Origin of the sequence: Guyparkeria sp. (genome assembly GCF_046540515.1) — a bacterium.
Classification (GTDB): Bacteria; Pseudomonadota; Gammaproteobacteria; order Halothiobacillales; family Halothiobacillaceae; genus Guyparkeria.
Genome location: NZ_JBKHFB010000070.1, coordinates 1 through 9,369, shown reverse-complemented (window position 1 = coordinate 9,369; position 9,369 = coordinate 1). Strand labels below are relative to the sequence as shown.

The window sequence follows — 9,369 nt, the reverse complement described above, 5'->3', positions numbered from 1 at the left end:
ATCTGGTTGCGGGAGCAGGATTCGAACCTGCGACCTTCGGGTTATGAGCCCGACGAGCTACCGGACTGCTCCATCCCGCGAGACGCATTATACACAATTCGGGGCCGACGTCACGAGTCCGTCACCCCGTCATGCGCATTACTTGACCCGGGCGCCCGGCGTGGCGCCCTCGTCGGGCGACAGTATGTGCAGGTCCGCACCCCCGGAGCCGGCGGCGAGAACCATGCCCTCCGAGACACCGAACTTCATCTTGCGTGGCGCGAGGTTGGCCACCATCACCGTGTGACGGCCGACCAGGCTGGCCGGGTCGTAAGCCGCCTTGATGCCGGCGAACACCTGGCGCGGCTTTTCCTCGCCGATGTCGAGCGACAGGCGCAGCAGCTTGTCCGCCCCCTCGACGTGGTCGGCCTCGAGGATCTTGGCGATGCGCAGGTCGACCGCGCCGAACTGCTGGATATCGATGGTCTCGGCGATCGGGTCGATCTCGCGCTTCTCGGTCTTGCTCGTCGCTGCGTTGTCACCGGCCTTGGTCTTGGCCTCGTCGGCGGCATCCTGCTTGGCCGACTCGAGCAGGGCCTCGAGCGAGGACTCCTCGATCCGCTGCATCATCGGCTTGAACTTGTTGACCGGGTGATCGAGCAGGGGCTCGTTCAGGCCCTGCCAGGTCAGCGCCTCGACGTTGAGGAACTCGGCGGCCTTGGCGGCAAGCTTCGGCAGTACCGGCGAGAGGTAGGTCATCAGCACGGCGAAGGCGTTGATGCCGTCGGTGCAGATCGACTGGACCTCGGCGCGGGTGGTCTCGTCCTTGGCCAGCACCCAGGGCTTGCGCTCGTCGATGTACTGGTTGGCCCGATCGGCCAGCGCCATGATCTCGCGCATGGCCGCGCTGTATTCGCGTCGCTCGTAGCGCTGGGCGATGCCGGCGGCCGCTTCCGTCATCTCGCGGTGTAGCTCCGGGCGCTCGAGTTCCGATGCCAGTCGGCCGTCGAAGTGCTTCTTGATGAACCCCGCGCAGCGGCTGGCGATATTGACCACCTTGCCGACGAGATCCGCGTTGACCCGGTAGCGGAAGTCCTCGAGGTTGAGGTCGATGTCGTCGATGCCCGAACCGAGCTTGGCGGCGAAGTAGTAGCGCAACGCCTCGGGGTCGAGATGCTCGAGGTAGGTCTTGGCCTTGATGAAGGTGCCGCGGGACTTGCTCATCTTCTCGCCGTTCAGGGTGAGAAAGCCATGGGCATGGATGGCGTTCGGGGTGCGCATGCCCGCGCCCATCAGGGTGGCCGGCCAGAACAGGGTGTGAAAGTAGGCGATGTCCTTGCCGATGAAGTGCACCAGCTCGGTGTCGGCATCCGGCCCCCAGAACTCGTCGAAGTCCAGGCCTTCGCGGCGTGCCAGCTCGATGAACGAGCCGATGTAGCCGATCGGCGCGTCCAGCCAGACGTAGAAGAACTTGCCCGGTGCTCCCGGGATCTCGAAGCCGAAGTAGGGCGCGTCACGCGAGATGTCCCAGGACTGCAGGCCCGACTCGAACCATTCGTTGAGCTTGGCCTTGATCGAGGGCTGAACCTCGGCCTCGTCGAGCCAGGCCTTGAGCCGATCGCCGATCTTGGGCAGGTCGAAGAAGTAGTGCTCGGAGTCACGCTCGACCGGCGTGGTGCCGGAGAGTACCGATTTCGGGTCCTTGAGCTCGGTCGGCGAATAGGTCGCCCCGCAGGCCTCGCAGTTGTCGCCGTACTGGTCGTCCGCGCCGCACTTGGGGCAGGTGCCCTTGATGAACCGGTCCGGCAGGAACATCTGCTCGGTCTCGTCGAAGGCCTGCTTGATGGTCTTGCGGCTGATCAGCCCGGCGGCATCGAGCTTGCCGAAGATCTCCTCGGCCATCCGGCGGTTGTCGTCGGTGTGCGTGGAGCCGAAGTTGTCGAAGCCGATGCCGAACCCCTGGAAGTCGGCCTCGTGGAGCCGATGCATCTTGGCGATCAGCTCCTCGGGGGTGATGCCCTCCTGCTTGGCGCGCAGCATGATCGGCGTGCCGTGGGTATCGTCGGCGCAGACGTAGCGGCAGTCATTGCCGACGAGCTTCTGCGCGCGCACCCAGATATCGGTCTGGATGGTCTCGATCACATGACCGAGGTGCAGCGGGCCGTTGGCGTAGGGCAGGGCGGAGGTAACGAGAATCCGGCGTTGGTTGTCCATGCGGGTCCGATTGTCGTGAACGTGGTGACTGGCCGGGACGCCGGGGCCGCGAACGGCGCCACGTCCCGGGGGCGGCATTGGTGATGATCGGTTGCTGGTGTCGATTGGTTATTCGGGGCGCGGCAGTTTAGCATGCAGGCTCGCCCTGGATTCCGCTCTCTCCGGCAATCGCCGGCCGCCTCCTTCCGGTGGGTGGCTCAATTGCCGGCGGCCCCGGTCGAGCCAGAGCGGCAGGCAACGGCATGGTTTTCTCTCAGGACGTCCGACCGCATGCGTATCGCGATTGTCGCCCCCGACCTCCCGGACGAGGTCGTCCCCACCTTTCCCGCTCTCACCGATGCGGCCCGCGCCCGACCGGGCCTGAGGTTCAGCGTGATCACCGGCCCCGAGGCCGCCCCCTGGTTTCGCCGGCACCCGGATGTCGACGAGGTGGCGGTGTTCGACGGCACCACGCTGCTCGCACCAGTCTGGACGCCGGCGCGCTGGCGGGCAGCTCGGGAATGGAAGGTGCTTTTGGGCGAGCATCCGCGACTGGGCGAGGTCGAGTATGTGATCGACCCGTTCGGCACCCCGGAAACCCTGGCGATGGCAAGGCGTCTGCCGGCCACCTCGGTCGGAGTCGCGCGCCCGAGCACCGGGCGCCTGCCCAGACGCCAGCCCTACGACTCGCAGTATCCCGTTCCCGACGACCTGCACCGCGTCCAGGCCGTGCGGGTGCTGTTCGCCGCCGTGCTCGAGTACTCCCTGCACGACCTCAATCCCGACTACGGTCTGTCGATCGAGACCGAGCCGGTGGTCACCGACCTGCTGATCGACCCGAGCGGCTTGCCGTTCGATCAGGACGGCATTGCCCTGATCCGCCGACGACTGGCCGAAACCGGCGTCACGCTGGATGACGTGACCGCCAATCCGCCCGCCGACCTCGCCGAATGGCAGCGTCGCCTGACGCAGAGCCGCTACGTGCTGGTCGGGAACAACCGTTGTGGCTGGCTGGCCGCCGCCCTCGGGATTCCCGGCGTGTGCGTGTGCCGGGAAGGCGAGGCCAAGCACGAGGGCGTGATCACCACCCGGCGTTCGCGCCAGAAGCTGATCAACGTCGACCGCGCCCCCATGAGCCAGCCCGAGATCGTGGTCGAGTCGATCATCCAGGTGATCACCCACGGCGAGGCGCCGATCGAGCTGCCGGAGGGGCCGGTACGCGGTCGGGACGCCGTCGAGACTAGCCCCGAGAGCCCATGACGAACCCGGACGCGGTCGCCACCCGGCCGGCCTTTGAATGGCTCGGGCCCTGCCCCCTGAGCAACACCCTCCGACTGCCCGCCGAGGCGGTGCGCCTGCTGGCGCTCAACGACGTGTCCGAGTCGACGCTGCGCACGCCCGATGTGGCCGAGTGGCTGGCCGATCCGGCAACGCGCGTGGTCGGTGGCGGGTCGAACGTGGTCTTCGTCACCCCGCGTGTCCCACAGGCCGTGCGCATTGACGCCGCCGACTGGCGCGTGACCCGGTCGGGTGACGATTGGGTCGATCTCTCGGTCGAGGCAGGTCTGGGTCTCGACGCGCTGGTGCGCGAAACCGCCGCCCGGGGCTGGTTCGGCCTGGAGGCCCTTGCCGAGATTCCCGGTACGGTCGGTGCCGCCCCGATGCAGAACGTCGGCGCCTACGGGACCGAGATCGCCGATGTCACACGCTGGGTCGAGGTCTGGGATCGCCGCGAGCGTCGAATCGAGTGCCTTGCCCCCGCTGACTGCGAGTTTCGCTATCGGGGTAGTCGGTTCAAGCGCGAGGCCGGTCGCTGGATGATCCTGCGGGTCGGGTTGCGGCTGGCGACACGAGCCCCGGGGGATTGGCCGCCGGTGGGCTACCCGGGGGTCGGTGAGGCCGTGGGAGAGTGGAGTCGACGCACCGGGCGGGCGCCGGCCGCGATCACGCCGGGAGAATACGCCGAGGTGATCACCACGATTCGGCGCGCCAAGCTGCCCGACTGGCGGTCGGGCTGGCCCGGCAGCGCGGGCAGCTTCTTCCACAACCCGGTGGTAAGCGTCGAGACGGCCGAGCGACTGGCGCGTCGATGGCCGGAGATGCCGCGCTTCCCGGTCGCCGACGGGATGAAGATCCCGGCAGGCTGGCTGATCGAGGCGGCCGGCTTGAAAGGGCATCGTGACGGGCCGGTCGGGGTGTCGTCGCGGCACGCGCTGGTGCTCGAGCACCACGGTGGGGCGAGCGGCGAGGTGTTCCAGCGCTTCGCCGAGTTCGTGCGGCGCCGGGTGAGGGAAGAGACGGGCATCGACCTGGCGATCGAGCCGGAGTGCGTCACTCTTTGATAGATCTCATCAATCGAAAACTGATGAATTCATCATTAGTAAAATAAATGCAGCATAAGTATCGTTGCTCATGTCGGTCGGGTCAGCCCGGCCGGTGCATCCCCAACAGTCTTCAATGATGGAGGAAATCTGCCATGACTGATGCACAGATCACCGAGCAACAACCGCAACTCGCCATGCCGCGTCTCAACGAGCGGGCGCCCGATTTCAAGGCCAACACCACCCACGGAACCAAGCAGCTGTCGGACTACGCGGGTCGCTGGCTGGTGCTGTTCTCGCACCCGGCGGACTTCACCCCGGTCTGCACCACCGAGTTCACGGCCTTCGCCCGTGCCTTCGATGACTTCCAGGAGCGTAACTGCGACCTGCTGGGTCTGTCGATCGACAGCATTCACTCGCACCTGGCCTGGGTACAGAACATCAAGGAGAAATTCGGCCAGACCATCCCGTTCCCGATCATCGAGGACATCTCGATGAAGGTATCCAATGCCTACGGCATGGTGCACCCGGGCGTATCCGACACCTCGGCGGTGCGGGCGACCTTCATCATCGACCCGGAGAGCAACCTGCGGGCGATGCTCTACTACCCGAAGACCAACGGTCGGTCGATCGACGAGATCCTCCGCCTGGTGGATTCACTGCAGACCTCGAGTGCGCACGGTGTAGCGACTCCGGAGGGCTGGAAGCCGGGTGACAAGGTCATCGTCCCGCCGCCGAATACCGTGGAAGAAGCCGAGAAGCGTCTGGACGAAGGCTACGAGTGCACCGACTGGTATTTCTGCGAAAAATCGCTCTGATTCCTTCGGCACGCCTCGAGACAAACCCCGGGTTTCGCCCGGGGTTTTTTCATGCCGGTGACCCACGGGTGGGCGATGGGTGTCAGTCGTCCTTGCCGTGCTTGCGGGCGATCTCGGCATCGAGCAGGGCATCGATGTCGTCGAGGTCGAACTCCTCGCCCTTGTCGTCACCCTTGTCCTTTTCGTCTTCCTTCGGGATCTCGACGTCGTCGAGGTCGATCACGCCGTTTTCCGTTTCCTCGGCCCGTTCGGCCCTTTCGGCCCGTTCAGCGTGACTGCTGCGTTTCTCGCCGCCGGTTTCCGTATCGCCTTTCGATTCGGTGTCCTGCCCGTTTCGGGCCATGGCCGGTTCGCCTTCTCCACTGGTGGCCGTGTCGACGGGTTCGTCACCGCCAGCGTCTTGCGGCTCGCCGCTCGTTGTAGCACCGGGTGAAGCGGCCTGGGGGGCGGGTGAGGCATCCGTGTCCGCCTCGGGCGGCTGGTCGGCTCGCTTGTCTGGGGTCTCGGCCTGGCTCTTCGCCCGTGCGGCGGATTCGATCAGTTGGTCGATGTCGTCGGCGTCCGTCGGGGCGGGCATTTGTGATGCGAGTTCGGTCTTGTCGGTGGACGCGTCCATGTCGCTGGACCGATCGCGGTCTTCCGACGTGGCCGCGGCGTCGGACGGGATTGCTTCACCGGCGGATTCGGACGCGTCTTTCGGCTCCGCTGCCGTTTCGGGCGGGGTGGCCGGTGCGTCGTCGTCCGGCGTCGTGCCGGACGCCTCGGCCTGCATCGCGGCGGCCATCTCTTCCTCCGGCGAGAGGACGGTCGCCTCGGCAGCGGTGTCCTTGCCCGCCGTCTCGTCCGTCGAAGCCTCATCCCCGGCCGGTGTGGGTTCGGGCTCGGGTTCGACCGGAGCGGTGCGGGTCGCGACGAGGTCCTCGCTGAAGACCTCTTCGGCGCGGCGCTGGGCGGTCTCGCAGTCGGCGCCTGCCTCCATCTCCTCGACCATGACAATGGCCTTGAGCACGGTGGCGACGTGCGGTTCCTGGTTGTAGTCGAACTTCCGGCCGTACTCCCGGACCATCACGTTCACGGTTTCCAGGGAGTCGGCCAGCTGCTTGGCCTGCCGGTCGCGTATCTGGCGCAGTTCCTCGATGTCCGCCTCGAGTGCGGTGATACGCGTATCGTCCCGGTCGTTCTGTTCGGCGTGGGCGCGCGCCAGGGTCAGCAGTTGTTCGAGATCCGCCTGCCGCACCTGCAGGAATCGCCGAGCAACGGTGGCAAGCTCGTAGCGCTTGGGGTCGAGCCATGGTTCGACCATCGCCTCGACGGCGTCGAGGCTGCGTTCGGCGTAGGTTTCGCGTTGTTCGTCATCGAGTTCGAGTTCCGGCCAGACACGCTGGATCTGACGATCCACCATCTCCTCTGAGGCCCGTACGATCGGGTCGCGATCGTCGAGCAGCCGCTCGGCCGCCCCGGTGTGGCGACGTTGAGCGCGCCAGACCAGAACGGCGAGGATCAGGGTGATCACGATAAAGCCGGCCAGCAACTCGGTGGCGATGATGGCCCAGTCTGAACTCAGGAAATAGTCGAGCATGTGTCGGTGTTCCGTGATGTGTCGGTGATGCGTTGATCGTGGCTCAGTTGCGTGCGATATCGATCAGCTGACGGTGCCGGCGGTGCAGGCGAGCGCGCCATACCCAGCCGATGAGAGCGAGTGCGGCGAGCGCCCCCAGGCCGATAAGGGCGGCAAGCAGCGGGTTGCCGGTCGGTTCCGTGGCCGCGGGGCGGGTGTCGGTATCGTCGGTCTCCGACTCGTCGGTCGCCGGGTCGGCCTGGCGTACCGGGGCCGGAACGGTCTCGTTCAGAGGCAGGCTAACCTCGCGTCCGTCCTCGGTCACGCCGCTGACGGTACCGGTCACCCGGCAGTCGGCGGCATCCACCGCCGGCAGTTCGATGCGGTTGCTCGCCTGGTCGAGGGTGGCCTCGATCGCGCCGGATTCGGCGTCGGTGCACTCGATCCGGGCACTGAGTCGAGAGGCGGCCGGGTCGAGCAGGGCGACGTCCTGTTCGATCACCAGGTGAGGGGGCGGTGTGTCGGTTACCCCGCTGGCATCATCTTCCCGGGCGCCAAGATGTGGGCGCACGACGCGAGCCGTGAACGGTTGATGGCGCGCCAGGGCGACCTTCTTGCGGATCACGCGTTCGAAGGTCGGCCCACTGGCGCGCCCCTCGATCGTGTAGATGCCGGTGTCGCCGTCCAGTCGCAGACCGAAATCGTATCGGCTGTCGCCTCCCATCACGTCCGGGTCGGCGCCGAGGTCGTTGAGCTCGAACGACTCGATCACCGTCTCTTCCGGGTCCCTGGTTTCCACCACGGCCTCGATGTCGTCGGTCAGGCGGGGCTCGACGATCGGCTTGCCGCGGTTGGTCAGGAGCAGTCCGCCCTCGATCGCCTCGCCGGGGAACACGCGACTGGGCAGTCCGGGCATGGCGAGTTTCAGGTCCGTGATCACCAGCGCGCGGTTGTCGGGGTCTTCGGCGGCGAGGATTCGCCAACTGCCTTCCGGCGGGTTCTCGATGGTGATCAGGTCGCGTCCGGCACTGCCGTCCCAGCGCCAGTCGGCCAGTTCGCCAGCCGTTTCCTGGTCGATTTCGCCGCCGTCGGGGACCTGGATGCGGGTGGCTGGGGCGTCGTCGGCCCGGAAGACGACCAGGGTGAGTTCGCTGATGCTGTCGTCGACACGAAAGCGATTCTCGACCAGCGGGACACCGGTACGCGGCGCCGTTGCCTCGAACAGGGCGAGGAAGACGCGCTGCAGGTCCTCGTTGCTGCGTGCGCTCAGGGCCAGTCCGCCGGTGCGTTCGGCGATCTCGGTCAGGATCGCCTCGTCGGCCGCCTCGGAGAGAGCCACGGTATGCACCTGGACCTCGGCGTCGATCAGCGCCGGGATCACCTCCTCCTGCAGCCGAGTGGTGGCCCGCTCGTTGACCGCCTCGTCGGGGGAGATGTCCACCTTGCCGTCCGAGAGCAGGATGACGTTCCGGTCCGTGTCCTCGCCCCAGTCGCGGTTGGCGGCGTCGAGCGCCGCCGGGATGTCGGTGAACGGTTCGTCCGAGCGAATGCGGGCAGCGGCTTCCCGCATGGCCTTCTTGGTCTCGGTCGTGGCACGCGAGGCCGGCATGATCTCGGTGATGCGGTTGCCGAACAGGTCCAGGCGAACCCGGCTCTCCTCCGGGACCAGGTCGCTTAGCAGGCGCAAAGCCGGCTCGCGCAGGTTCTCCGGGTCGGTGTTCTTCATGCTGCCCGAGACGTCGATCAACACGTGCAGTTCCGGTTCGGCCGCTGCATGCGCAGGCATGGCCAAGGGCAGGGCGACGAACAGGATCAGCGCTGCCCGGATCGACAAGCGCCGGGTGAGGCGACAGGCGTGGTCCGGACTTTGCGGCGACGGGAGCGGCCGAATGTCGTCGGTTGTCGGGCAGGGGGCATAAAGTCGCGGCACAGTGCTGGTATCCTTGTGATCAAACGCGGTCGCTATCCCGGGAAACCGGCTTGTGGGAAATCTGCCAGCAGGGTTCCCTCTGCGGGATAGTGCCGCTTCATTTCGTTTGCAACAACACAAAGTCTCGGACCCTATGGCTCAATACATCTTTACCATGAACGGCGTGGGCAAGGTCGTCCCGCCGAAAAAACACATCCTGAAGGACATCAACCTCAACTTCTTCCCGGGCGCCAAGATCGGCGTGCTGGGTTACAACGGCGCCGGCAAGTCGACCCTGCTGCGCATCATGGCCGGCGAGGACAAGGACATCATCGGCGAGGCCCGTCCGCAGCCGGGCATCAAGATCGGCTACCTCAAGCAGGAGCCGGATCTCGACCCGGACAAGGACGTGCGCGGCAACGTCATGGATGGTGTCGGCGAGATGGCCGAATTACTTGAGCGCTTCAACAAGGTCTCCGAGCAGTTCGCCGACCCGGACGCCGACTTCGAGGCGCTGATGGAAGAGCAGGGCAAGCTGCAGGACCAGATCGAGGCCGGTGGTGGCTGGGATCTCGACCGCAAGCTCGAGGT

The 9,369-nt window shown here is 66.3% G+C and carries 7 protein-coding genes and 1 tRNA gene; 4 read left to right on the top strand and 4 right to left on the bottom strand.

The genetic code is table 11. The features are described 5' to 3' along the window. Positions 1-3: 3 nt before the first annotated feature. Together ACLFRM_RS08055 and metG are read right to left on the bottom strand one after the other, a co-directional pair. Positions 4-80 (bottom strand) — tRNA-Met (locus ACLFRM_RS08055). A 58-nt stretch (positions 81-138) separates the two neighbouring features. Beyond that, positions 139-2,193 carry a methionine--tRNA ligase gene (metG, locus tag ACLFRM_RS08050; protein WP_410755224.1) on the bottom strand — a complete coding sequence of 685 codons (2,055 nt, stop codon included), beginning with the start codon at positions 2,191-2,193 and terminating at the stop codon, positions 139-141. 270 nt (positions 2,194-2,463) lie between these two features. Here metG and ACLFRM_RS08045 point away from each other — a divergent pair, with 270 nt between their 5' ends. The 3 genes from ACLFRM_RS08045 (at position 2,464) to ACLFRM_RS08035 (ending at position 5,311) form a co-directional block, all read left to right on the top strand. Then, on the top strand, positions 2,464-3,432 hold the full coding sequence (locus ACLFRM_RS08045) for a glycosyltransferase family 9 protein (RefSeq protein ID WP_410755223.1): 969 nt from the start codon (positions 2,464-2,466) through the stop codon (positions 3,430-3,432). Next, entirely contained in the window at positions 3,429-4,514 is a 1,086-nt protein-coding gene (locus tag ACLFRM_RS08040; protein ID WP_410755222.1) for an FAD-binding protein, read from the top strand. The genes ACLFRM_RS08045 and ACLFRM_RS08040 overlap by 4 nt, the downstream gene beginning before the upstream one ends. Before the next feature lie 134 nt (positions 4,515-4,648). After that, positions 4,649-5,311, top strand: a complete 663-nt coding sequence (locus ACLFRM_RS08035) for a peroxiredoxin (RefSeq protein ID WP_410755221.1) — start codon at positions 4,649-4,651, stop codon at positions 5,309-5,311. A gap of 82 nt (positions 5,312-5,393) precedes the next feature. Here the strand turns inward: ACLFRM_RS08035 and ACLFRM_RS08030 are convergent, their stop codons facing one another. Together ACLFRM_RS08030 and ACLFRM_RS08025 are read right to left on the bottom strand one after the other, a co-directional pair. Continuing rightward, positions 5,394-6,890: a hypothetical protein gene (locus ACLFRM_RS08030; RefSeq protein ID WP_410755220.1), complete on the bottom strand. Its 1,497-nt coding sequence runs from the start codon at positions 6,888-6,890 to the stop codon at positions 5,394-5,396. A gap of 43 nt (positions 6,891-6,933) precedes the next feature. Beyond that, a complete protein-coding gene (locus tag ACLFRM_RS08025) occupies positions 6,934-8,655 on the bottom strand; it encodes a VWA domain-containing protein (protein ID WP_410755219.1) in 1,722 nt (573 codons plus the stop codon). A gap of 277 nt (positions 8,656-8,932) precedes the next feature. Here ACLFRM_RS08025 and ACLFRM_RS08020 point away from each other — a divergent pair. Next, positions 8,933-9,369 (top strand): ATP-binding cassette domain-containing protein (locus ACLFRM_RS08020; protein ID WP_410755218.1); only part of this gene is annotated, 437 nt, incomplete at its 3' end.

Coding starts and splice junctions, on each gene's coding strand:
- metG (WP_410755224.1), bottom strand. CDS start 2,193: ATGGACAACCAACGCCGGATTCTCGTTACCTCCGCCCTGCCCTACGCC.
- ACLFRM_RS08045 (WP_410755223.1), top strand. CDS start 2,464: ATGCGTATCGCGATTGTCGCCCCCGACCTCCCGGACGAGGTCGTCCCC.
- ACLFRM_RS08040 (WP_410755222.1), top strand. CDS start 3,429: ATGACGAACCCGGACGCGGTCGCCACCCGGCCGGCCTTTGAATGGCTC.
- ACLFRM_RS08035 (WP_410755221.1), top strand. CDS start 4,649: ATGACTGATGCACAGATCACCGAGCAACAACCGCAACTCGCCATGCCG.
- ACLFRM_RS08030 (WP_410755220.1), bottom strand. CDS start 6,890: ATGCTCGACTATTTCCTGAGTTCAGACTGGGCCATCATCGCCACCGAG.
- ACLFRM_RS08025 (WP_410755219.1), bottom strand. CDS start 8,655: ATGCCTGCGCATGCAGCGGCCGAACCGGAACTGCACGTGTTGATCGAC.